1 pseudogene is annotated in these 1,363 nt (G+C 67.0%); it reads left to right on the top strand.

Going from position 1 to position 1,363, the window contains the following annotated elements:
• The first annotated feature begins 155 nt into the window (after positions 1–155).
• A pseudogene (locus Mam01_RS35955) lies at positions 156–1,352 on the top strand (RNA-guided endonuclease InsQ/TnpB family protein).
• The last annotated feature ends 11 nt before the right edge of the window (positions 1,353–1,363 follow it).

Below are 1,363 nucleotides of genomic sequence, written 5' to 3'. Positions count from 1 at the left end.
TGATCTGCTCCGTGCGCTCCAGGTGTGCCCCGGTGAAGGTCCGATGCCGGAACGTGGTCACGACAACCACGTGTGCGTGTAGGACGAAAAGCGGAGAGCCTGCCAGTTCTGATATCTCCCTGTAATCGTCCATGCGCCTTCGGTAAGATCATGGTGTGCGGCTCCGGTACAACTACCGCCTGTCCCCGACGCCGGGTCAGCGTCAAGCGCTGGCACGGGCCTTCGGGTGCGCCAGGGTGGTGTTCAACGATGCGCTGCGCGCACGGACCGACGCCCGCGAGCAGGGCTTGCCGTACGTTTCGGACGGGGAGTTGTCCAAGCGGGTCATCACCCAGGCGAAGCGGACTCCGCAACGCTCCTGGCTGGGCGAAGTCTCAGCCGTGGTGTTACAGCAGGCGCTTGCCGATCTGAACACCGCCTACCGGAACTTCTTCGCCTCCATCACCGGTAGACGAAAGGGGCCGAAGGTCGCCCCGCCCCGGTTCCGGTCCCGCAAGGACAACCGGCAGGCGATCCGCTTCACCCGCAACGCCCGCTTCGCCATCACGGCGGGCGGGAAACTACGGTTACCGAAGATCGGAGACGTGCCGGTGCGCTGGTCGCGGGACCTGCCCGCCGGACCATCATCGGTGACGGTGGTCAAGGACCAGGTCGGCCGATAATTCGCATCCTTTGTGATCGAGGTCGCCGAGCAGCCCCTGCCATCGGTCGAGCCCGAGACGGGGATCGACCTCGGGCTGGGGCACTTCGCCGTGTTGTCGAACGGCCGGAAGATCGACGCCCCGCGTTTCCTGCGTAGGGCGGAGAAAAGACTCAAGCGGGCCCAGCGGGCGTTGTCCCGCACGGCCAAGGGGTCGAACAACCGGGCCAAGGCCCGGCAGAAGGTTGCCCGCCGGCACGCGAAGGTCGCCGACGCGCGCCGCGAGTTCCACCATCGGCTCTCCACCCGGATAGTCCGCGACAACCAAGCGATCTACGTGGAGAACCTGGCGGTCACGGGGCTGGCGCGCACCAGGGTGGCCAAGAGCGTGCATGACGCGGGCTGGTCGGCCTTCACCGGCATGCTGGAATACAAGGCCGTGCTCTACGGGCGGGTCTTTCACCGGATCGACCGGTGGTTCCCCTCCTCCAAGCTGTGCTCGGAATGCGGGGCACTGGCGGCGTCCATGCCGCTGAACGTCCGGGAGTGGACCTACCCCTGCGGGGCGGTCCACGACCGGGACGTCAACGCCGCCAAGAACGTCCTCGCCGCCGGACGGGCGGAGAGACCAAACGCCTGTGGAGCGCAGATAAGACCAGGCGCCGGCCTGGCACAGCGCGAGGAAGCAGGAAGCCTCAGAGGTGCCGCGTGAACACGCGGCAC

Origin of the sequence: Microbispora amethystogenes, assembly GCF_016863015.1 — a bacterium.
Taxonomy (GTDB): Bacteria; Actinomycetota; Actinomycetes; order Streptosporangiales; family Streptosporangiaceae; genus Microbispora; species Microbispora amethystogenes.
This window is presented reverse-complemented; position numbering and strand designations above follow the sequence as displayed.